The organism is Micromonospora sp. NPDC048170 (assembly GCF_040652795.1).
GTDB lineage: Bacteria > Actinomycetota > Actinomycetes > Mycobacteriales > Micromonosporaceae > Micromonospora.
On sequence record NZ_JBEZMR010000003.1, the window covers coordinates 336,068 to 356,016 of the forward strand.

General features: G+C 74.0%; 20 protein-coding genes. 7 read left to right on the forward strand and 13 right to left on the reverse strand.

From position 1 onward, the window contains the following. Positions 1-83: 83 nt before the first annotated feature. The gene (locus AB0D32_RS08030) at positions 84-1,019 is read left to right on the forward strand and encodes an FAD-dependent oxidoreductase (protein WP_357086553.1); all 936 of its coding nucleotides are present in this window, start codon (positions 84-86) and stop codon (positions 1,017-1,019) included. 73 nt (positions 1,020-1,092) lie between these two features. Here the strand turns inward: AB0D32_RS08030 and AB0D32_RS08035 are convergent, their stop codons facing one another. From AB0D32_RS08035 to AB0D32_RS08045, 3 genes are all read right to left on the reverse strand, one after another. Then, positions 1,093-2,382 (reverse strand): cation:proton antiporter, encoded by a 1,290-nt coding sequence (locus AB0D32_RS08035; protein ID WP_357086314.1) that lies wholly within the window; start codon positions 2,380-2,382, stop codon positions 1,093-1,095. A gap of 105 nt (positions 2,383-2,487) precedes the next feature. Beyond that, positions 2,488-3,165: an HAD family hydrolase gene (locus tag AB0D32_RS08040; RefSeq protein ID WP_357086316.1), complete on the reverse strand. Its 678-nt coding sequence runs from the start codon at positions 3,163-3,165 to the stop codon at positions 2,488-2,490. A gap of 41 nt (positions 3,166-3,206) precedes the next feature. After that, positions 3,207-5,333, reverse strand: coding sequence for a SpoIIE family protein phosphatase (locus tag AB0D32_RS08045; protein ID WP_357086318.1), 2,127 nt, complete (start codon positions 5,331-5,333; stop codon positions 3,207-3,209). 190 nt (positions 5,334-5,523) lie between these two features. Between AB0D32_RS08045 and AB0D32_RS08050 the strand changes: the two genes are divergently transcribed. Next, complete coding sequence (locus AB0D32_RS08050) at positions 5,524-6,393, forward strand: hypothetical protein (protein WP_357086320.1); 870 nt, start codon at positions 5,524-5,526, stop codon at positions 6,391-6,393. Between the two features lie 110 nt (positions 6,394-6,503). On the opposite strand, the gene AB0D32_RS08055 is transcribed toward AB0D32_RS08050, so the two are convergent. After that, a complete protein-coding gene (locus tag AB0D32_RS08055; protein ID WP_357086322.1) occupies positions 6,504-6,881 on the reverse strand; it encodes a DUF6401 family natural product biosynthesis protein in 378 nt (125 codons plus the stop codon). A gap of 162 nt (positions 6,882-7,043) precedes the next feature. Here AB0D32_RS08055 and AB0D32_RS08060 point away from each other — a divergent pair, with 162 nt between their 5' ends. Beyond that, positions 7,044-7,493, forward strand: coding sequence for a hypothetical protein (locus AB0D32_RS08060; RefSeq protein WP_357086324.1), 450 nt, complete (start codon positions 7,044-7,046; stop codon positions 7,491-7,493). On the opposite strand, the gene AB0D32_RS08065 is transcribed toward AB0D32_RS08060, so the two are convergent. Then, complete coding sequence (locus AB0D32_RS08065; RefSeq protein WP_357086326.1) at positions 7,490-9,268, reverse strand: ABC transporter ATP-binding protein; 1,779 nt, start codon at positions 9,266-9,268, stop codon at positions 7,490-7,492. The two genes, AB0D32_RS08060 and AB0D32_RS08065, sit on opposite strands and share 4 nt — an antisense overlap. Before the next feature lie 74 nt (positions 9,269-9,342). On the opposite strand from AB0D32_RS08065, the gene AB0D32_RS08070 reads away from it, so the two are divergent. Further along, the gene (locus AB0D32_RS08070) at positions 9,343-9,906 is read left to right on the forward strand and encodes a TetR/AcrR family transcriptional regulator (protein WP_357086328.1); all 564 of its coding nucleotides are present in this window, start codon (positions 9,343-9,345) and stop codon (positions 9,904-9,906) included. A 40-nt stretch (positions 9,907-9,946) separates the two neighbouring features. On the opposite strand, the gene AB0D32_RS08075 is transcribed toward AB0D32_RS08070, so the two are convergent. Then, on the reverse strand, positions 9,947-10,159 hold the full coding sequence (locus AB0D32_RS08075; protein WP_357086330.1) for a hypothetical protein: 213 nt from the start codon (positions 10,157-10,159) through the stop codon (positions 9,947-9,949). Positions 10,160-10,305: 146 nt separating this feature from the next. On the opposite strand from AB0D32_RS08075, the gene AB0D32_RS08080 reads away from it, so the two are divergent. Then, on the forward strand, positions 10,306-11,514 hold the full coding sequence (locus AB0D32_RS08080) for an MFS transporter (RefSeq protein ID WP_357086332.1): 1,209 nt from the start codon (positions 10,306-10,308) through the stop codon (positions 11,512-11,514). Between the two features lie 40 nt (positions 11,515-11,554). Here the strand turns inward: AB0D32_RS08080 and AB0D32_RS08085 are convergent, their stop codons facing one another. From AB0D32_RS08085 to AB0D32_RS08100, 4 genes are all read right to left on the reverse strand, one after another. Further along, positions 11,555-11,812 carry a hypothetical protein gene (locus AB0D32_RS08085; protein ID WP_357086334.1) on the reverse strand — a complete coding sequence of 86 codons (258 nt, stop codon included), beginning with the start codon at positions 11,810-11,812 and terminating at the stop codon, positions 11,555-11,557. Positions 11,813-11,943: 131 nt separating this feature from the next. Further along, the gene (locus AB0D32_RS08090) at positions 11,944-12,405 is read right to left on the reverse strand and encodes an SRPBCC family protein (RefSeq protein ID WP_357086336.1); all 462 of its coding nucleotides are present in this window, start codon (positions 12,403-12,405) and stop codon (positions 11,944-11,946) included. Between the two features lie 52 nt (positions 12,406-12,457). Next, on the reverse strand, positions 12,458-12,874 hold the full coding sequence (locus AB0D32_RS08095) for a DUF2795 domain-containing protein (protein WP_357086338.1): 417 nt from the start codon (positions 12,872-12,874) through the stop codon (positions 12,458-12,460). A gap of 71 nt (positions 12,875-12,945) precedes the next feature. Next, positions 12,946-13,923, reverse strand: a complete 978-nt coding sequence (locus AB0D32_RS08100) for a YihY/virulence factor BrkB family protein (RefSeq protein ID WP_357086340.1) — start codon at positions 13,921-13,923, stop codon at positions 12,946-12,948. Positions 13,924-14,085: 162 nt separating this feature from the next. Between AB0D32_RS08100 and AB0D32_RS08105 the strand changes: the two genes are divergently transcribed. Next, a complete protein-coding gene (locus tag AB0D32_RS08105; RefSeq protein WP_357086555.1) occupies positions 14,086-14,487 on the forward strand; it encodes a ChaB family protein in 402 nt (133 codons plus the stop codon). An 81-nt stretch (positions 14,488-14,568) separates the two neighbouring features. Here the strand turns inward: AB0D32_RS08105 and AB0D32_RS08110 are convergent, their stop codons facing one another. Continuing rightward, positions 14,569-16,002 carry an aldehyde dehydrogenase family protein gene (locus tag AB0D32_RS08110; protein WP_357086342.1) on the reverse strand — a complete coding sequence of 478 codons (1,434 nt, stop codon included), beginning with the start codon at positions 16,000-16,002 and terminating at the stop codon, positions 14,569-14,571. 70 nt (positions 16,003-16,072) lie between these two features. On the opposite strand from AB0D32_RS08110, the gene AB0D32_RS08115 reads away from it, so the two are divergent. Next, positions 16,073-17,677, forward strand: a complete 1,605-nt coding sequence (locus AB0D32_RS08115; RefSeq protein ID WP_357086344.1) for an NAD(P)/FAD-dependent oxidoreductase — start codon at positions 16,073-16,075, stop codon at positions 17,675-17,677. 691 nt (positions 17,678-18,368) lie between these two features. Here AB0D32_RS08115 and AB0D32_RS08120 read toward each other — a convergent pair. After that, positions 18,369-19,136: a polyprenol monophosphomannose synthase gene (locus AB0D32_RS08120; RefSeq protein WP_357086346.1), complete on the reverse strand. Its 768-nt coding sequence runs from the start codon at positions 19,134-19,136 to the stop codon at positions 18,369-18,371. Between the two features lie 142 nt (positions 19,137-19,278). Further along, positions 19,279-19,725: an SRPBCC family protein gene (locus AB0D32_RS08125; protein WP_357086348.1), complete on the reverse strand. Its 447-nt coding sequence runs from the start codon at positions 19,723-19,725 to the stop codon at positions 19,279-19,281. Positions 19,726-19,949 lie beyond the last annotated feature (224 nt).

A 19,949-nucleotide genomic window follows, 5' to 3' on the forward strand; every position in this document is an offset into this window, starting at 1 on the left:
CGGCCCTCCGGCGCGTCGTGCGCACCGGCCGCCCGTGGCGGCGCGCATACGATCACCGGATGACTGCGGAGGAGCGGGCGGGCGTGGTGGTGGTCGGCGCGGGCATCGCCGGGGTGGCGTGCGCGACCGAACTGGCCCGCGCCGGCATCCCGGTGGAGATCCGGGAGCGCGCCCGGATGCCCGGCGGCCGGATGGCCAGCCGGCGCTTCGACGGCCGGCCCGCCGACACCGGCGCCGCGTACTTCACCGTCAGCGATCCGGGCTTCGCCGAGGTCGCCGAGGGGTGGCGGTCGGCCGGCCTGGCCCGCGAGTGGACCGGCACCTTCGTCGCGTACGGCGCCGACGGCCGGCGCGAGGTGCCCGGCCCGACCCGTTGGGCGGCGACCCGGGGACTGCGGTCACTGGTGGAGCACCTGGCCCGCGAGCTGCCGGTGACCGTGGACCGGCTCGTGCTCGGCGTAGAGCCGGGGCCGGTGGTGGACGGGCGGCCCTGCGAGGCGGTGGCGCTCGCCATGCCGGGGCCGCAGGCGGCCCTGCTGCTCGACCCGGCCCTGGACGCCGCCACCCGGGCCGCGCAGGCCCAGCGCTGGTCGCCGTCGCTGGCCGGGGTGCTGCGTTTCCCGGCCCGCCGGTGGGCCACCTTCCGGGGCGCCTTCGTCAACGACCACCCGCTGCTCAACCTCGTCTGCGACGACGGCGACCGGCGCGGCGACGACGCGCCGGTGCTGGTGGCCCACACCACGCCCGAGTTCGCCGCCGGTCACCTCGCCCAGCCCACCGGGGCCGGCCCGGCGATCGAGGAGGCCGTGCGGGACCTGCTGGGGCTGCCCGAACCGGCGGAGCACGTGCACGTGCACCGCTGGACGTACGCGAAGCCGACCGCCGGCCTGAGCGGGACGTACCACCTCGACGCCGACGGCGTCGGGCTGGCCGGCGACGCCTTCGGCGAGCCCAGGGTGCAGAGCGCCTGGCTCTCCGGCCACGACCTGGGCCGCGCCCTGGTCGCCCGCCTGAGCTGAGCCCACCGCCCCACCCCAACCGACCACGATGTGAGGAAGGGGCCCTTCCTCACCCTTCGAAGGGGCGAGGTGGTCAGCCGGTGGCGGCGACGGGCTCGTCGGCGCGGCGGCGTTCGGACGGGTCGGCGGTGCGTTCCCCCGCCCGGTCCAGCAACTGCATCACCGGGGTCGCCGCGACGCCGTGCACCACCACCGAGACGACCACCACGAGGCCGACGGTCGCCCAGATCAGGCCCGCCTGGGGGAAGTCGGTCTTCGCCGTCGCGTACGCGACGTAGTAGAACGAGCCGACGCCCCGGATGCCGAACAGGGCGATCACCCAGTGCTCGGCCGGCCGGCCGGGCGCGCCCCGCAGCGACAGCCAGCCGACCAGCGGACGGACCACGAAGACCAGCGCCAGCCCGACCCCGGCGGCCGTCCAGGTCAGCGGGCCCAGCAGGCCGCCGACCACCGCGCCGCCGAAGAGCAGCAGCAGCATCACGGTGAGCAGCCGCTCGACCTGCTCGGCGAAGCCGTGCAGCACGGAGTGGAACTCGTGGGTGCGTTCGGCGGCCCGGATCGCCCGGGCGGCCACGAAGACCGCCAGGAAGCCGTACCCGCCCACGACCTCCACCAGCCCGTACGCCAGGAAGGTCGCGGCCAGCGCGAGAAAGCCCTCGGAGTGCCGGGCCAGCCGCAGCTTGCTCGGTGCCCGGAAGAAGAGCTTGCCGAGCAACCAGCCGATCAGCCACCCGCCCGCCACCCCCGCCGCCACCTTCCAGAACACGTCCACGCCGAGCCAGCGGCCCAGCCAGTCGCCGGGGGCCAGGCTGGTGGTGGCGATGGCGATGGCCGCGTACACGAAGGGGAAGGCCAGCCCGTCGTTCAGCCCGGCCTCGGACGTGAGGGCGAAGCGGACCTCGTCCTCGGAGTCCTCGACGTCGGTGGGCTCGCCGACCTGCACGTCGGCGGCGAGCACCGGGTCGGTCGGGGCGAGGGCCGCCCCCAGCAGCAGTGCGGCGGCCGGCACCAGCCCGGCCCACCACCAGCCGAGCAGCGCCACCGCCGCGATGCACAGCGGCATGGCGATGGCCAGCAGCCGCCAGGTCGACGACCAGCGGGCCCAGCTCAACGGCCGGTCGATCTTCAGACCGGCACCCATCAGCGCGACGATGACGCCGATCTCGGTGAGGTGGGTGGCCAGCTGCGGGTGCGCGAGCGGATCAGGATCCGGCAGCCCGACGGGGAGGAGGAAGACCAGCATGCCGAGCCCGAGGAAGGCGATCGGCATGGACAGTGGCCGGCGTTCGAGCACCCGGGGCAGGATCCCCGCCAGCAGCGCGCCGAGACCGACCACCGCGAATGCCACGTCTACCGGCTCCACGACTCCACCTCTCCGCCTCGCCCACGGCGTGCGGGCAGGTGGTGCAAGTCCTTGCCCCCGGAAGACTCCTCGTATTCCTGTTCGGAACGACGGGGCCGGCGCCGGTCACCTCGCCCTGGTGACCGGCGAGTCGTCGAGCGCGGCGAGCAGCGCGGCGGGATCCTCGTAGACGGCCACCGCGCCGGCCCCGGCCAGCTCGCCCCGGCCGGTGCCGCCGCAGGTCAGCCCGACGCAGGGGACGTCCAGTTCGCCGGCGGCGGCGACGTCCCACACCGAGTCGCCCACGAAGACCACCCGTCCGGCGGCGAGACCGGACTGCTCCAGAGCGGCGACCAGGATGTCCGGCGCCGGCTTGCTCTCCCGCGCGTCCGCCGAGCAGGTGACGGTGTGGATCACGTCGTCGGCGGCCAGCGCCCGGCGCAGCGCGGTCACCTCGTGCTCGGCGGCGGAGGTCGCCAGCACCACCCGCAGCCCCCGCTCCGCGCAGGCCCGCAGCAGGTCGGCGGCGCCGGGAAGTGGGACGAGCCGCTCCCAGTACTCGGCGAAGAGGGTGTCGTGGGCGTCGCGCAGCCGCTGGTCCGCGTTCCGGTCGCGTTCCGGGCCGAGCAGGTGGTCGAGCAGCTTGTCCGAGCCCATCCCGATGGCGCGGTGGATCGTCGCCATGGGCACGGGCCGGTCGGTCTGGCGCAGCGCCTCCCACCAGCTCACGGTGTGCAGGTAGGTGGTGTCGACCAGGGTGCCGTCCACGTCGAAGAGGACACCGGCGGGCTTGTCGCTGGGCATGCTGTCCTCCTACCCCCTACCGGCCGTACCGATCCCACCGCTCATCCGGACGGGATCAGGATCTCGAACCACACCGTCGAGCCGCGTACGGTCGGGTCCGTCCCCCACGCGTCACTCAACTCCTCGATCAGCCCGAGCCCCCGGCCCCGGCTGCTGAGCATGTCGGTCTGGGCGCGGGTCACCGTGCCACGGGTGCCCGAGTCGGCGACCGACACCAGCAGCCGCTCCGGGCTGAGGTCGATCTCCACCCGGGCGGCGGTGCCCGCGTGCAGCAACGCGTTGGTGGTCAGCTCGCTGGTGCAGAGTACCGCCGCGCCGATGATCGACTCGGGCACCTGCCACTCCGTGAGCTGCCCGGTCATCCAGTGCCGCACCCGGCTCGGCGCGGTCGGCTCGGCCGGCACCTCCATGCTCGTCGACCGGGACGGCCGCAGCGCGTGCTCCACCGCCAGTACGGCGACGTCGTCCTCGGTGGCGCCGGGCACCGCCGCGGTGGCCACCGCGCACAACGCGCGAGGGTCGCCGCTGCCCGCGCCGGCGACGGCGTCGGCCAGGGTGTCCAGGCCGGTCGTCAGGTCCTGCCAGCGCCGCTCCACCACGCCGTCGCTGAACAACAGCAGCGTGTCGCCCGGGGCGAAGCGCACCGTGACGACGGGCGGCCGGCAGCCCAACCCCAGCGGGGCGCCCGCGGGCACCTCCACGTACTCGGCTACCGGCTCGCCGTCAGGGGCGCACCGGCGGATCAGCGGTGCGGGGTGACCGGCGCTGGCCAGGGTGAGCCGCTGCCGGTCGGCGTCGACGACCCCGAAGACCACCGTCACGAAGAGCTCGTGCGTGTCGCCCTCGGCGCCCAGGCTGGTGACCAGCCGGTCGAGCCCGGTGAGCACGGCGTCGGGGCGGGGATCGGTCAGCGCCAACGCCCGCAGCGCGGCGCGGACCTGACCCATCCGGGCCGCGGCCTGCACGTCGTGGCCGGCGACGTCGCCGAGCACGACGCCCAGGCCGCCGTCGGGCAGCAGGAAGGCGTCGTAGAAGTCCCCGCCGGCGGCGTTGCCGTCGACGCCCGCGTCGTAGCGGGCGGCGATCCGCATCCGGGGCAGGTCGGGCAGGTGCTCGGGCAGCATGCTGCGTTGCAGCAGCTGGGCGGTGCCGTGCTGGGTCTCGAACCGGCGGGCCCGCTCGGCGGCCTGACCGACCAGCTCGGCCGAGGTGGCCAGCAGCGCGCGCCGGGCGGCCGTCCAGACGTGCGGGACCTGGTAGCCGACCGTCAGGCCGCCGCGCACCACCGAGGCCCGCAGCGGCACCGTCGCGAGCGAGCGGACCTTCTGGTCGTGCCGGTCCACCGCGATCTCCCGCAGGGGCTGCCCGTCGTCGACGTAGAGCGGCACGCCGCCGCGGGCGGCGGTCACCACCGACCCCTGCCACTCCGCCGGGATGCGTCGCCACAGCGGGGGGAGCCGCTCGTCGGCCTCGTCCACCAGTTCGCCACGGATGCGCCGGACCATCCGCCAGCCGCCGCCGCCCTCGTCGACGGCGAACGAGACCCGGTCGGCGTCGAACGCGGTGATCGCGTAGCGCAGCGCGACCCGGGCCACGTCGTCCAGGGTGAGGGTGCCGGCGAGCGCCGCGGCGAAGTCGCTGAGGCTCTGCAACTGCTGGGTGACCTGGGTGGTCTCCGCGGCCACGGTCAGCACGCCGACGATCCGCCCGGCGCTGTCGCGTACGGGGGAGTAGCCACGGGTGAAGACCGACTGCTCGACCAGGCCGGGGCGGCGGTGCAGCGGGAGGGCGCCCTCCTTCTCCAGGAACGGCTCACCCGTGCGGTAGGTGTGCTCGATGGCGTCGCCGACGCCGGGCAACGGCCAGGACTCGGCGAACACCTCGGCCGCCGGCCGGCCCACCGCGTCGGGGTGCCGGTCGCCGATCAGCTCCGCGTACGCGTCGTTGTAGACGAGTCGGTGTTCGTCGCCCAGGGTGAGGGCCATCGGCACGGGCGAGGCGAGGAGCAGTTCGGTGGCCGACCGGACCGCCGGATCCCACGCCCGCCACGCGCCGAGCGGGGTGCCGCCCCAGTCGTGGCGCAGGACGATGGCCGCCGTGCCCGACGCGACGGGTGCTCTCGATACCGGAGCTGGTGGGTTCGGGACCCGTCCGACCGTTCCTGGCATGAACGCAGCCTAACCGGAGGGTATGCCGCCCATTTCCGATCATGCCCCGCGCGTCGCCGACGTCGAAACGTCCGGGCAGTTCAGGGCCGTTCTGCGGTGACATGTCGGGAAAAACTGGGGGACCGGTACGGCGTGCCGCGTCGGCGACCGGGTATGCGCGCGGAGCAGTCCATGCGACAGGAGGGACATCATGCCGGAAACCCTCGCGGTCAGGCAGGTCGACATCGGCAACGCCGTGGCCGACATGTGGAGGTCGGTGCTGCTGTTCATACCGCGGGCCATCGCGTTCATCGCGATCCTCGTGGTCGGATGGCTCATCGCCAGAGCCGTGCTCAAGATCGTGGACGCGGCGCTGGAACGGGTCAACTTCGACAGGGCGGTGGAACGAGGCGGCATCAAGCGCGCGCTGGAACGCACGAAGTACGACGCCAGCGACATCCTGGCGAAGCTGGCGTACTACGCCGTGCTGCTGTTCACCCTGCAGTTCGCCTTCGGGGTGTGGGGACCCAACGCGATCAGCGCCCTGATCGGCGGAGTGGTCGCGTGGCTGCCACGGGCCTTCGTGGCGATCGTCATCATCGTCGTGGCCGCCGCGATCGCCAACGCCGTCCGGGACCTGGTCACCGGGGCGCTGGGCGGGCTCTCGTACGGCAAGATCCTGGCCGACCTGACGGCGGTCTTCATCATCGCGCTGGGTGTGATCGCCGCGCTGAACCAGGTGGGCATCGCCACCACGGTGACCACGCCGGTGCTGATCGCGGTGCTCGCCACGGTGGCCGGCATCCTGATCGTCGGCGTCGGCGGTGGTCTGGTGCGACCGATGCAGAACCGCTGGGACGGCTGGCTGAACCGGATGGCCGAGGAGTCGCGCGCGGTGCAGGAGCACCGCCGGGCCCGGGAGGCCGGACAGACCGACGTCGGTCGGCAGATGGCCGACCGGACGGGGGCCGAGCGCACCGAGGTCATGCCCCGCGGGCAGGAGTCCGCGACGATGGCCGGCGGGCGCGGCACCTACCAGTCGGGGAACGTGGGTGACGAGACCCAGCAGTTCCGCCGCTGACCGGGCCGATGAGGCGAGACGGGGAGGGGTGTCCGCGGATGTGCGGACGCCCCTCCGGCGTGTCGGCCGCCGGTGATCGCGGTGGCCACCGCGACGCGGGAGAGGTGCGCTCAGACCAGGGGGAGCGGAGCGGTCGCCGGGGTCCCGAGCGAGCGGGTCAGCGCGCAGACCGCGAGCAGCCGGGTGAGCAGCCAGTCCGGCGCGGACCAGTCCACCGGCGCCACCGGCGGCTGCCAGCCGTGCTCCAGCGCGGCGGCGCGGACACCCTCCGCGTAGCCGGCGAGCGCGGCGGCGCTCAGCGGCCGGCGGTCGCCGTCCAAGCTCTCCCGCACCGCCGCGGCATGCTGGTCGACCAGGGCGAGCAGGCTCGGCCGCGCGGCGGCGGCGGTCAACCCTTCGGCGCCGACCGAGGCGGACAGGAGAGCGAGGGTGGCTCGCGCCGAACTGGCGGCGGAACGGGCCTCGACCCGGTTGAACGGCACACGCATGGTGACCGAGGCTATCCGGCCGGTCCCCGGGTCGACCTCGGCCACTCGGCGGGTTTTTGACCCTCCCCCGAACGGTCAGCGGGCCGACGCGGGGTTGAGCCCACGCGGGCGGGGCAGGAGGAGAAACGCCCGGACGGGCGCAGCCGGATCCTGGAGGAACGGATGGGACGACACGAGGACGGGCCGGACGAACGGCACCGCAGGCCCGCCGGGGTCAGCGACGAGACGGTGGCGGCGCTCGGCAGGCTCAGCGAGGCGCTGGAGTGCGTCGAGCGGGTCCGCGGCCACCTCTACTCGCTGCACCAACTGGTCGGGCACGCCGACCTGATGCTCGACGACGCCGTGGAGATGTTCCGCGCCGCCGGGCACGACCGGATCGCCGAGCGCATCGACACCGAACTGCTGGGCCGCAACGTCATCGCCGGGCGGTGGACGTTCCAGATCGTCGAGGACTTCGACGACGGGTACTACGCCCTCTTCCGCGACCTCGACCGGAGCGCCCGCGAGGAACTGGTCGGCGGTCGCCGGCACCTCTACGAGGCCGAGATGAAGGAGCGGCGACGCAGCCGGGGCCGCCCCGGGCACGAGGCTCGCCCCGGCGGCGTGGGCTAGCTGCGGAGACCAGCCGGGACCGCGTGCTCCTCGGCGGCGATGCGCAGCGCCTCGACGAGGCGACGGTAGAGGTCGTCGCCGGCCAGCAACTCGGAGTGGGTGCCCTGGGCCCGGATCCGGCCGTGCTCCATCACCACGATCCGGTCGGCGTCGAGCACCGTGGAGAGCCGGTGCGCGATGGTCAGCACCGCGCCGACCTCCGCGCGCTGCCGGACGCACTCCTGGAGGGCGGCCTCGGTCAGCCCGTCGACCTGCGCGGTCGCCTCGTCGAGCATGAGGACGTCGGGGGTGCGCAGCATGGCCCGGGCCAGGGCGATGCGCTGGCGCTGCCCGCCGGACACCTCCGTCGACGACAGCGACGTGTCCAGTCCGTCCGGCAGCGAGTCGACCTTGTCATCGAGCCGTACGGCGCGCAGCACCGCCCGGATCTCCTCCTCCGTGGCGTCGGGGTGGGTGAAGCGCAGGTTGTCGCGGATGGTGCCCGGCACCACCGGCGTCTCCTGCTCGACGTACGCCAGCCGGGCCCGCACCTGGTCGTGCCCGTGGTCCGCGTACGGGCGACCGTCGAGCAGCAACTGCCCCCGCTCGGGCTCGAGGAAGCGCAGGATCAGCGAGAAGAGCGTGGTCTTGCCGGCTCCCGACGGTCCCACGATCGCGGTGTGCCCGCGCCGGGGGACGACCAGGTCGATGTCCTGCACCGCCGGGGACGCGTCCGGCCCGTACCGGGCGGTGACCCCGCGGAACACCAGCACCGGCTGCTCCGCGTCGGGCGTCGACGGGTGCCCCGCCGGGGCGGGCGCCGGCCCCGCCGGCTCGGTGGCGATGGTCTCGATCTCGCGGATCCGCCCCGCCGCGGCGATCCCGGCCTGCAACGCCGTGGTGTTCTGCGTCAGCTCGGTGATCGGCCCCATCAGCTGGAACGTGTACAGCAGGAAGGCGATCAGGCTGGAGATCTCCAGCAGGTCGCGCTCGGCCCGCCAGGCGCCGATGCCCAGGATCGCGATCACCGCGAGCTGGATCCCCGTCCAGGCGATCGTCCAGACCGACGCGGTCACCCGTGCCGCCCGTACGCTGTGCGCCGCCGTCTGGCGGGCGTCGGCGACGATCCGCTCGGTCAACCGGGCCTCCGCCCGGCTGGCCTTGACCGTCCGGATGGCGCGCAGCGCCCCCTCCAGCGCGCCGCCGAGGGCGCCCATCGACTCCTGCGCCGCGGCCTGCGCCTTCGCGATGCGGGGCATCAGCGCGCCCATGATCGCCGCGACGACCAGCACGGCGGCCACGGTGCAGCCCAGCAGGAACAGGTCGAGCACCCCCATCAGCACGAGTGTGCCGAGCAGGGCGATGCTGGCGTTGACCAGGCCGACGATGCTGCCGGACGCCTCACGCAGCAGTTGCGTGTCGGAGGTGGCCCGGGTGACCAGTTCGCCGGCGGGCCGGCGTTGCAGCTCGCCGACGCGGGCCCGGAAGTAGTGCCGGACGATCGCGGACCGCGCGTCGAGCACGATGTGCTCGGCCAGCGTCCCGAGTAGCCGCCACTGCCACAGCGAGACGGCCGCGCCGACGACGACGAGAGCCAACAGGGCCCCGATCGGACGCGCCATCGACTCGCCGGCGCCGAGGGTGTCCAGGACCCACTTGGTGACCATCGGCGTCGCCAGCCCGGCCGCGTTGGCGACGAGCCCCAGCGCGAGGCCGAGGAACATCGTCCGCCGGTGCGGGGCGAGAAAGGAGGCGAGCGTACGCAGCCGCGGGAGCGTCGGAGGGGGAGAGTCCATGCCCTTTATGGAACAGCGATGTTCCAAGACAGTCAATCAGTATCCTGAAACGGGTATGTTGCTATCCTCGCGAGGTGACCGACGCGCAGGTGACCGGCAGCCGGGCCCGGACCCGCCAGGCCATCGTCGACGCGGCGATCGAGGTGCTGGGGCGTAACCCCGCCGCGTCCCTCGGCGACATCGCCGCCGCCGCCGACGTGGGCCGTACGACACTGCACCGCTACTTCGCCGAGCGCGCCGACCTGCTGGCCGCGGTCGGCACGGAGGCCGGCGCCCGGCTGGACCGCGCGACCGCCCAGGCGCGGATGGCCGAGGGCACCGGCGCCTCGGCCGTGCACCGGCTCTGCCAGGAGTACTTCGACCTCGGCAGCCTGCTCTCGCTGATCTTCACGGAGCCGGGGATCGGGACCGGCTCGACCGGCGGCGGGTGCGATCCGGAGTTCACCGCGATGGTCGAGCGCGGCCACCGTGACGGCACCATCGACCCGGAGCTGCCGGTGGACTGGGTGCAGAGCCTGATCTGGTCCCAGCTGTACGCAGGATGGGCCTACCTCGCCGAGACCGCCGCCTCCCGGCACGAGGTGCTGCGCCTGATCCTGCGTACCGTCGACGGCGCGATCGCGGTCAAACCGGGCTAGCCAGGTCGGGTGTTCCGAAGCGCCGCTGCCGGGTGCGGCACTAGTCCGTCGAGCGGGCGTCGGCCGGGCGGCGCCGGGCCGCGTCGTCGGCGATGATCACGGTCGCCACCATCAGCGCGACGCAGAGGCTGAACAACCAGGAGTCGTCCGAGGCCAGCTTGGCGGAGACGGGAGCCTGGAGCGCGGCGAGGAGAAAGCCGAGCCATGCCAGGCGGCGTTGACGCGTGGAGAGGAAGCCGGAGCCCTGATGCATTCCGAAAGTCTTGCGCGCGAGCCGGGGCTTGCCGTCAGCCGAACGGCCGATTCTGGATGAGCTGTCCGTTTTCCCACCTGTCCGTACCGTAATTCTCGTCCCACGGAGGGAGGCCGGACCGTCGACGGAGGGCAGGATGATCCTCCGTGTCCACTGCCTCGCCCCGCCCCTCTCTGCTCCTGCTGGCCTACCTGGCGTTCGTCAGCCTCGGTCTGCCCGACGGCCTGATCGGCGTGGGCTGGCCGTCGATCAGGGCCGACTTCGGCGTACCCACCGAGGCCGTCGGGCTGGTGCTCACCGCGGGCACCGCCGGCTACCTGACCTCCAGCGTGCTGGCCGGCTTCACGCTGGCCCGGCTCGGCGTCGGCTGGCTGCTCGCCGGCAGCACGCTGCTGGCCAGCCTCGCGCTCACCGGCTACGCCCTGACTCCCGGGCTCGCCCTGATGGTGGGCTGCGCCCTGGTGCTCGGGCTGGGCTCCGGCGCGATCGACTCCGGCCTGAACGCGTACGCCGCCGGAGCCTTCGGGCCCCGGCACATGAACTGGATGCACGCCTTCTTCGGTCTCGGCGTGGCGCTCGGGCCGCTGATCATGACCGGTGCGCTGAGCGCCGGGCTGTCCTGGCGCTGGGGTTACGGCCTGGTGGCGGCGGCCCAACTCGTGCTGGCCGTCGCGTTCGCGGCCACCGTGCGGGCCTGGCGGGAACGTGCCCCGGGCCGCGAGCCCGCCGGGTCCGCGCCGGGCCCGGCGACCGTCGCCGGGCCGACCGCCGTGCCGGTACGCGAGACGCTGCGCCTGCCGGCGGTCTGGCTCGGCGCGTCGGCCTTCGTCGTGTACGTGGCGATCGAGGTGGCCGCCGGGCTCTGGGCGTTCCTGCTGCTGACCGAGGGACGCGGCCTCGGCGTGGCCGTCGCCGGCATCTGCGTCTCGGGCTACTGGGGAAGCCTGTTCGTCGGGCGCGTCGTACAGGGGGTGGTCGCCGAGCGGCTGAGCGCGGCGGTGGTGCTGCGGGGCAGCCTCCTCGGGATGGCGGCCGGCGCGGTCCTCGTCGCGCTGCCCGCACCGGCGTGGGTCGCCGTCGCCGGACTGTTCGTCGTCGGCTTCGCCGCCGCCCCGGTCTTCCCGCTGCTCACCCTCACCACCGCCGAGCGGGTCGGCGCGGCGCACGCGGACCGCACCATCGGGCTCCAGATCGGCGCGGCCGGGCTGGGCGCCGCGCTGGTGCCGGCCGGGATCGGGGTACTGCTCGGCAACACCTCGGTGGAACTGCTCGGGCCGTCGCTGGTCGTACTGGCGCTGGGTCTGATCGCCCTGCACGCCGCCGGCACCCGCCGGCCGGCCCCGGCACCCCGCTGACCGGCGCGGCGCGCGGGCCGGAACGGGGTCCGCGCGCCGGTCACATGTTGTCGGGCCCGGTCCGCCCGGTCGTCGAGGGCCGGTACGCGCGCTCCGGGTCGGTCGGCTCCCGGCCGGCCCCGGCGGCCTGCCCGCTGCGGTCCACCGGTTCCGGGCCGTGCCCGAAGGCCGCCTCCTCGCCGGCGTCGTTCGCCGTCACGTCGTCGGCCTGGCCGTCCAGGCTCGACCGTGCGACGGCCCGGTCCAGTTCCCGCATCGAAGTCCGTTCCTCGTCCCGCCACACCCTGTCGTCGGTCATGCCTGTGGCGGTACCCGGGCCCGGGGCCCGCAAACGAACTGCCGCCGGTACCCGGGGCGGGGCCCCCGCACGACGACGGCCGCCGGGGGAGCCGGCGGCCGTCGGTGGTTCGTGACCCGGGGGTCGGGGGATCAGGGCTGCGGACGGTCGACCTTGCCGCGCCAGGCGCCGGTCTCCTGACCGCGCCGCTCGATGTACTGCTTGAACCGCTCCAGGTCGCCCTTCGCGCGCCGGTCGACGATGCCCAGCTTGTCGCCGGCCTGCTCGACCACGCCGTGCGGCTCGAACTCGAGCTGGAGCATGACGCGGGTGGTGTCCGGGTCCAGCCGGTGGAAGGTCACCACGCCGGCCTGCTGGGTGCCGCCCGTCGAGCGCCAGGCGACCCGCTCGTCGGGAAGCTGTTCGGTGATCTCGGCGTCGAACTCCCGCTTCACCCCGGCGATCTCCACCGTCCAGTGGGTCATCGTGTCCGACAGTTGCCGGACCTCCTGCACCCCCTCCATGAAGTGGGGGAACTCCTCGAACTGGGTCCACTGGTCGTACGCGGTGCGCACCGGGACGGAGACGTCCACGTGTTCGGTAACGCCACTCATCAGGCATCCTCCTTCTTCCGCCGGTGACGGGCCGGATCGTGCGGGGATCCGGTCACCAGCGGGTCGTCTCGTTCCTGTGGCCGAGCGCCGCCCACACCTCGGAGACCGTCTGGTAGACGGTGCCCTCGGGCAGCCGCTCCAGTGCGGCGAGGATGTCCGCCGGCGCGTCGTTCTCCTGCGCGTTGGCGATCAGCGTCTCCCGGTCACCGGGCAGGGCGGTCATCGTGATGAACCGTCCGAGACGGCTGCGCCGCTCGACGTCCTCGGAGCTCATCCCCTGGGGCGCGCCCGAACGAAGTTCGCCGGCCGGTGCCGTGGTCGGCTCCGGCTGGTCCTCACCCGCCGGCTCCGGCACACGGGACTCGTCGACCCGCGAGCCGCCGGTCCCCGGCCCCTGCACGAGGCCGCTGACCTCCCGGCTCATCTGCTCGTCGACCCTCGGTCCGTGCTTGCTGCTGCCACGTTCCATACCTTCTGCGCTACCCGACGGCACCGGCGGTAAACCGGCGCCGGCGGCCCGGGCGGCGAAACCCGCGCGGTTCACGTGGCCGCCGGCGTCTTCGGGGGCAGGACCGGCTCGGCGGGGTCCGCCTCGCCGGCCTGGAGCACCCGGCCGCGCTGGAGTTCCGCGTTGATCTGCACGCCGAGCATCAGCGCCGAGTTGGACAGGTAGAGCCAGACCAGGAACGCGATGACCGCACCGAGGCTTCCGTAGGTGGCGTCGTACGAGCCGAAGTTGGCCACGTAGAGGCCGAAACCGAAGGAGACGAGAGCCCAGGCGAGCAGGGCGACCGCGCCACCCGGGGTGAGCCAGCGGAAGCGCGGCTGCCGGACGTTCGGCGCGATCCAGAACAGCAGGCTCAGCAGCCCCATCATGATCAGCGCGAGCACGGGCCACTTGGCGACGCTCCACGCCGTACGCGCCAGCCCGCCCGCGTTGACCAGGTCGCCCACCGCGTCGGTGACCGGTCCGCTGACGATCAGCCCGGTGGCCACGATCGCCAGCAGCACCAGGCAGACCGCCGCCAGGCCGATCTGCATCGGCCGCAGCTTCCACACCGGCCGCCCCTCCTCGACCCCGTAGACGGCGTTGGAGGCCCGGGTGAACGCCCCGATGAAGCCGGAGGCCGACCAGAGCGCACCGAGCAGACCGAAGCTCAGCAGTACGCTCGCCGAGTCGTTCTGGTCCACCACGCCCCGGACCACGCCGACGAAGCCCTCGTTGGCCACCACCGAGCCCGCACCCATGTCCCGGGCCAGGTCCAGCACGGTGTCGACGGTCTGCTCGCCGTTGGACACCAGCCCGACCAGGGCCACCACCACGATGGTGGACGGGAAGAGCGCCAGCACCCCGTAGTAGGTCAGCGCGGCGGCCCAGTCGGCGCAGTTGTCCTTGACGAAGTTGCGCACGCTGCGTACCAGCACTCCGCGCCAGGTCCGCCAGCTCAGCTGCCGTACCCGGCGGGGGATCCGCAGTCGCCCACCGGTGAGCGCCGCGCGGGGCTCCGTCGTCGTCATTGGCCCGCTCCCTGTGCCCCGGCCGCCGGATGACCGGGTGCATCCGGCTTCGCCTGGCCCCGCCGGTACCCCCGGACGGAAAACGACAAACTCGGCCCCCGGTTTGCCTCGCGGTGGCGGGGGAACGGTCAAGTGGAACCCATCGACGCGGAGGAGGACGAGATGCCCGGGCGCGAGGTACTGCCCAGCACGCTGCGACGCTCCCCGGAGAAGGCGCAGCGCACGTGGGAGAAGACGCACGACTCGGCCGTGGAGACGTACGGCGAGGGGGAGCGGGCGCACCGCACCGCCTTCGCCGCCGTGAAGCACGAGTTCGAGAAGGTGGGCGACCACTGGGAGCCGAAGGGCCGCAAGGGGCCGAGCGACCGCCAGGCGGCCGGCGGCGGACCGGAGCGCCGCGCGCCCACCGCCGGCGGGGTGGACGCCAACGCCACCAAGGACCACCTGATGAAGGTGGCCCGCAAACTGGACGTACCCGGCCGTTCGTCGATGACGAAGCCGGAACTGGTCAAGGCCATCGAGAAGGCGAACAACCGCCAGACCGCCAAGGCCCGCGGTCGCTGAGCCCGTCATCGGGTACGCGACGCCCGTCATCGGGTACGCGACGCAGAGGCTGTCCGCTCGCGGGCAGCCTCTGCGCGTGTGTCACCAGTGCCCACCGCCGGGCGCCTCGATGTGCACCGCCTTCGTCGCGGTGAACTCGTCGAGCAGTTCCGGCCCGTAGCCGAAGCCGTGCCCGCTGCCCCGGCGCGGATGCGCGGCGCCCCCCGGCGCTCCGCCGAACACCGCGTTGACCTTCACGGTGCCCACCGGCAGCTCCCGCCAGGCGCGCTGGGCGTGGCTCATCGACCCGGTCAGCACCGTCGCGGCCAGCCCGTACGGGGAGTCGGCGGCGCACCGCAGCGCCTCGGAGAACGAGTCGACGGTGACGATCGAGGCGACCGGGCCGAACGTCTCCTCGCGTACCACCGTCATGTCGTGGCGGCAGTCGGTCAGCACGGTCGCCGGATAGAAGGCCCCCGGACCGTCGGGCAGCGTGCCGCCGGTGCGGATCCGGGCGCCCTCCGCCACCGCCGCGGTCACCTGCCCGTGCACGTGGTCGCGGTGCCGCCGGTCCACCAGCGGCCCCAGCTCGGTGCGCGGGTCGCCGCCCGGACCCACCCGCAGCTGCTCGGCCCGCTCCACCAGTGACTCCGCGAAGTCCTCCGCGACGTCCCGGTGCACGTAGATCCGCTCCACCGCGACGCAGATCTGCCCCGCGTTGGCGAACGCGCCGACGGCCGCCTGCCCGGCCGCCCACACGGGATCGACGTCGCCGTCCACGACGAGCGGGTCGCTGCCGCCGTTCTCCAGCAGCATCTTCGCCCCGGTCCGCGCCGCCGCGGCGGCGATGGCCCGCCCGGTGCCGGTGGATCCGACGTGGGCGACCACGTCCACCTCCTGCGCGGCCAGCGCCGCGCCCACCTCGGGCCCCCCGGTCAGCAGCGACAGCACCCCGGCGGGCAACGCGGAGTCGAGTGCCTTCGCGAGCAGCCAGCCGGTCGCCGGGGTGCGCTCGCTCGGCTTGTGGAGGACCACGTTGCCGGTGACGAGGGCAGCCCCGAGCAGCCCGCAGGAGATCGCCACGGGATCGTTCCACGGGGTGATCGCGGCGACCACGCCGCGCGGCTGCGGCACCATGAAGTCGAGGGCGTGGGTGCCCCCGTGCAGGGTCCGCCCGCCGCGCACCGGGGCGAGTTCCGCGTACTGTCGCAGCGTGCCGATTCCCGCCTCCACGCCGCCCCTGGCGTCCGCGAGGGGCTTGCCCATCTCGGACGTCGTCGCCCGGGCCAGGTCGTCTGCCGCCGCCGCCACGGCGTCCGCCGCCCGGTGCAGGGCCGCCGCGCGTTCCGCGGGGGCGGTCGCCGCCCACTCCGCCGCGACGCCGCGCGCCGCCTCGACGGCCTTGCCGACCTCGTCCGCGGTGGCCACGGGCACCGAGCTGACCGGGGATCCGTCGGCCGGATCGTGTACGACCAGCTCGCCGCCTTCGCCGCCCGCGCCCCACACTCCGCCTATGAGCTGCGCAACCGTGTACATGGCAGTGCATGCCCCGGTCCCGGCGCGGCAAACGCGTTTCGCCCGGTTGCTGGCCGGGTAGGCGGGTCCGATGGGTTCGACCGGCGCGGAGAGCGCGGACGCCGTCGTCGTCGGAGCCGGCCACAACGGTCTGGTCGCCGCCAACCTGCTGGTCGACGCCGGCTGGGACGTGCTGGTGTTGGAGGCGACGGCCACGCCGGGCGGGGCCGTGCGTTCCGCCGAGGTGACCGCCCCCGGCTACCTGAGCGACCTCTACAGCTCCTTCTACCCCCTCGGTTACGCCTCGCCGGTGCTGCGAGGGCTGCGGCTCGACCGTTACGGGCTGCGCTGGCGGCACGCCCCGGACGTCCTGGCCCACCTGCTGCCCGACGGGCGGGCGGCGGTGCTCCACCGCGACCCGGAGACCACCGCGGCCTCGCTGGAGACGTTCGCGCCGGGAGACGGCGAGCGCTGGCTGCACGCGTACGACGACTGGCGTCAGGTGGCCGAGCTGATGCTGGAGATCATCACCACGCCGTTCCCGCCGGTGCGTGCGGGCCTGGGCCTGCTGCGCCGGCTGCGCGTGTCCGGGGCGCTGCGGCTGGCCCGGCGGCTGGTGTTGCCGGCGCGCAAGCTCGGCGACGAACTCTTCGACGGCCAGGGGGGCCCGGCGTTGCTGGCCGGCTGCGCCCTGCACACCGACCTGTCGCCCGAGGAGGCGGGCTCGGGCGTGTACGGCTGGCTGCTCGCCATGCTCGGCCAGCAGGTCGGCTGGCCGGTGCCCGACGGCGGCGCACAGAAGATCACCGACGCGCTGGTGGCCCGGCTGACCGAGCGGGGCGGCCGGATCCTCTACGGTGCCCGGGTCGACCGGGTGCTGACCGCCCGCGGCCGGGCGATGGGCGTGCGTACCGCCGGTGGCGCCCTCTGGCGGGCCCGCCGGGCGGTGCTCGCCGACGTCCCCGCCCCCGCCCTCTACCTGGACCTGGTCGGCGCGGCGGCGCTGCCGCCGAAGCTGGTGGAGGACCTGGCGCACTTCCGCTGGGACGGCTCGACGCTGAAGGTGGACTGGGCGCTGTCGGCCCCCGTGCCGTGGACCAACCCGGCGGTCGCCACCGCCGGCACCGTGCACCTGGGCGCGGACCTGGACGGGCTCACCAGCTACGCCGCCGCGCTGGCCCGTCGGGAGATCCCCCGCGACCCGTTCCTGCTGGTGGGGCAGATGTCGGTGGCTGACCCGAGCCACTCGCCGCCGGGCACGGAGTCGCTCTGGTCGTACACCCACCTGCCGTTCCGCCGGCAGTGGCGGGCCGAGGAGATCGCCGCACACGTCGAGCGGATGGAGGGAGTGCTGGAGGAGGCCGCGCCGGGCTTCCGCAGCCTGGTCGTGGGACGGCACGTGGCCGGGCCGGCCGACCTGGAGGCGGGCGACCCGAGCCTGGTCGGCGGCGCGCTCGGCGGCGGCACCGCCGCCGCGTACCAGCAGCTGTTCCTGCGCCCGATCCCTGGCCTGGGCCGCGCGGACACCCCCGTGGACCGGCTCTTCCTGGCCAGCGCGTCGGCGCATCCGGGCGGCGGGGTGCACGGCGCTCCCGGCGCGAACGCCGCCCGCGCCGCCCTGGCCCGCGACCGCGCCCTCACCGGCCCGCTGTACGCGGCGGGGATCGACGCCGCGCACGCCGCGGTCTACGGCTGAACCTCCACCTCGCCGGTACGGCCTGCGCCACGGCACGGCCCGCGCGACCAGTCCGACCCCGACGACTGTCGCCCGCCGGGCGGCTCAGCCAGGCGGACGAGGTCTTCCCGCCTGGGCCGGCGGACGTGTCTTGCTGCCTGGACCGGCGGACGTGTTCCGGCGGGCCGGTCGACGCGGACAAGATTGTTCACGCAGCGTGATCTGGCGGCGGCGAGGACGGGTCACCTGCTCCGCCCTTTGCTCTGCATCCATATACGCAACGGTTGCTGTGGGTGATCGTGCGCGAGCAGGGTCGTCAGGTTGCCGCCGGCCCATCCCCAGGTCAGCGAACTGGTGCGTCGGTGGCTGCAGAGCAAAGGGCGGACCGAGTCAATCCCTGTCCCGAGCCGCCAGTTACCCGGAGTGAGGTAGCGCTGCGTAGTCGTGGGGTCGAGGGATCCGGTGCTCTGCCTGGTAGGGAGGCCGCAAACGCCCGGCCCGACCCACGGGGCGCGCCCCACCAACCCACCAACCCACCAACCCACCAACCCACCGGCCCGCCGGTCGCCGCTGGCGATCGCGCCGACAGGGCCGGCAGGACGGGCGGGACAGAACAGTGCGGGCGGGACAGGGCAGGGTGGCCCGGACAGAGCAGGGCAGGCACGATGGAGCAGGCAGGCGGGGCGGGAAGGACGGTGCCGCGTAGGGCGGCTCAGGTGCCGATGTGGCGGTGCTTGCTGCGCAGCTTGAACGGCATCAGCGCGCTCTCGACCTTGGTCGCGGTGGTCATCTTGGACGCGCCGTCGCGCCGCTCCTCGAAGCGGATCGGCACCTCCAGGATGGTGTGCCCCAGCTTGGTGGCCAGGTAGTGCATCTCCACCTGGAAGCTGTAGCCGTTGGACTGCACCCGCTCGAGGCCGATGTCGTGCAGCGCGTCCGCCTGCCAGATCTTGAAGCCGGCCGTGAGGTCGCGGATCCGGACCCGCAGCAGCGTGTGCACGTAGAGGTTGGCCCAGCCGCTGAGCGCCCGCCGGTAGAGCGGCCAGTTCTCGTCCAGCTCGCCGCCCGGCACGTAACGGGAGCCGATCACCACACCGGCCTGGGTCGACAGGAGCGCGCCGAGCATGCCCGGCAGCGCCTCCGGCGGGTGTGACAGGTCGGCGTCCATCTGCGCCACGTACTCCGCGCCGCCGTCGAGGGCACGCCCCATGCCGTCCACGTACGCCCGGCCGAGACCCTCCTTGCCGGCCCGGTGCACGACCTCGACCCGGTCGGGGTGCTCGATGGCCAGCTTGTCCGCCACCTCACCCGTGCCGTCCGGCGAGTTGTCGTCGGCGACCAGGATCTTCAGGCCCGGCAGCGGCAGCGCCAGCAGACGCTCGACCAGCACCGGGAGGTTGCCCGCCTCGTTGTAGGTGGGAACCACGACGGTCAGGCGTGCGTCCCGCCACGGCACGGGCAACTGCACGGGTTCGATCATGTCGGACATCCTCGGTCGGCGGACAGGGCTCCCTCAGAGCGTAGCCAGTTGCCACATCCGGGTCGAAAAGGCCACCCCTACCGCCCCGTCTTCCACCGTGGCCAGGGGCGAACTCCGGCTCGACCCCGGCCGAACCCCACGGTCAGCCGCCCGCCTTCTGCCGCGTGGCGATGTCGGCCAGCCGGGACAGCGTCTCCTTGTTGCGCTGGTGCAGCACCAGGTCGTTGAGCTTGTTGCGCACCCTGCGCAGCGGGCCGGCGGCGAAGTCCTCGCCGAGGCGTACCCGGGTCGCGCCCGCGCCGCCCGGTTCGAGGGTGAAGACCACGACGGCCTCCCCGGCCGGCCAGAGCCCGGCGCGGATGACCAACCGGTGGGGCGGCTCGCAGGCCAGCACCGTCGAGCAGTCGTGCAGGGAGACCGGCCACGGCCCGGCCTTGTGGTGCAGCCGGCTGCCGACCCGGGGCCAGGCGTCGTCCACGTCGCGGACGTGCACCGTGCCGACGACCCAGTCGCTGTACGTCCAGCCGTCCGCCAGCACCGCCCAGACCTGCTCCGGGAGCGCCTCGATCACCTTCTCCACGATCGCCATCGACCTCCCGTACCCCCGGCGCGACCGGGGTTAACGATCCGGCGGTTAGCTTCTCCCGGGCGACGGGTATCGCCACCTGCGGGCCGGCGTGTCGACGCCGCCGGCGTACGACGCGTCGGGCGCGTCGAAGATGACGTTTACTCCCCCGGGCGCCGGGAACCCGCCGGCTGTGCGACAGGACCAGGTGGAGCCGGATCAGCGCAGGTCAGCCCGGGTTTTTGCCG

Coding starts and splice junctions, on each gene's coding strand:
- AB0D32_RS08040 (WP_357086316.1), bottom strand. CDS start 3,165: ATGCCCAGCGACAAGCCCGCCGGTGTCCTCTTCGACGTGGACGGCACC.
- AB0D32_RS08045 (WP_357086318.1), bottom strand. CDS start 5,333: ATGCCAGGAACGGTCGGACGGGTCCCGAACCCACCAGCTCCGGTATCG.
- AB0D32_RS08050 (WP_357086320.1), top strand. CDS start 5,524: ATGCCGGAAACCCTCGCGGTCAGGCAGGTCGACATCGGCAACGCCGTG.
- AB0D32_RS08055 (WP_357086322.1), bottom strand. CDS start 6,881: ATGCGTGTGCCGTTCAACCGGGTCGAGGCCCGTTCCGCCGCCAGTTCG.
- AB0D32_RS08060 (WP_357086324.1), top strand. CDS start 7,044: ATGGGACGACACGAGGACGGGCCGGACGAACGGCACCGCAGGCCCGCC.
- AB0D32_RS08065 (WP_357086326.1), bottom strand. CDS start 9,268: ATGGACTCTCCCCCTCCGACGCTCCCGCGGCTGCGTACGCTCGCCTCC.
- AB0D32_RS08075 (WP_357086330.1), bottom strand. CDS start 10,159: ATGCATCAGGGCTCCGGCTTCCTCTCCACGCGTCAACGCCGCCTGGCA.
- AB0D32_RS08085 (WP_357086334.1), bottom strand. CDS start 11,812: ATGACCGACGACAGGGTGTGGCGGGACGAGGAACGGACTTCGATGCGG.
- AB0D32_RS08090 (WP_357086336.1), bottom strand. CDS start 12,405: ATGAGTGGCGTTACCGAACACGTGGACGTCTCCGTCCCGGTGCGCACC.
- AB0D32_RS08095 (WP_357086338.1), bottom strand. CDS start 12,874: ATGGAACGTGGCAGCAGCAAGCACGGACCGAGGGTCGACGAGCAGATG.
- AB0D32_RS08100 (WP_357086340.1), bottom strand. CDS start 13,923: ATGACGACGACGGAGCCCCGCGCGGCGCTCACCGGTGGGCGACTGCGG.
- AB0D32_RS08105 (WP_357086555.1), top strand. CDS start 14,086: ATGCCCGGGCGCGAGGTACTGCCCAGCACGCTGCGACGCTCCCCGGAG.
- AB0D32_RS08110 (WP_357086342.1), bottom strand. CDS start 16,002: ATGTACACGGTTGCGCAGCTCATAGGCGGAGTGTGGGGCGCGGGCGGC.
- AB0D32_RS08115 (WP_357086344.1), top strand. CDS start 16,073: ATGGGTTCGACCGGCGCGGAGAGCGCGGACGCCGTCGTCGTCGGAGCC.
- AB0D32_RS08120 (WP_357086346.1), bottom strand. CDS start 19,136: ATGATCGAACCCGTGCAGTTGCCCGTGCCGTGGCGGGACGCACGCCTG.
- AB0D32_RS08125 (WP_357086348.1), bottom strand. CDS start 19,725: ATGGCGATCGTGGAGAAGGTGATCGAGGCGCTCCCGGAGCAGGTCTGG.